Raw genomic sequence first — 281 nt, 5'->3', positions numbered from 1 at the left:
AACTTAAAGACCAGGTCATCTTTGTTTATAGTACCCTTAAAATTCTTTTTTGCCTCCTCGTTGATGTCCCACACTCCTTCGAGTGGATACACTGTATAGTCATAAAAACCCTTAGTTTCAATGCCCTTTCTGGGACTCATTTTTATGCCGTAGGACAAAGCATAAAGGACGGCAACGTATTCGGCGAAGCTTTCACTATTGGGGTTTCCTTCTCCTTCAATAGTTAGGTATTTGTGTGCCGGAACATCTATAAGTTCCGGTTTGTTTTTTGGGAGGTAAAT

1 protein-coding gene is annotated in these 281 nt (G+C 40.6%); it reads right to left on the bottom strand.

Features of this window, described 5'->3' with window-relative positions; genetic code table 11:
- The coding region (locus tag ACY2RW_RS16140) for a hypothetical protein (protein ID WP_490123760.1) at positions 1–281 on the bottom strand (281 nt) is incomplete at both ends.

The organism is Polaribacter sp. 2305UL8-11, assembly GCF_058147165.1.
Note: the sequence above shows the minus strand (reverse complement) of the source record. Positions and strands in the feature narration are given on the sequence as shown.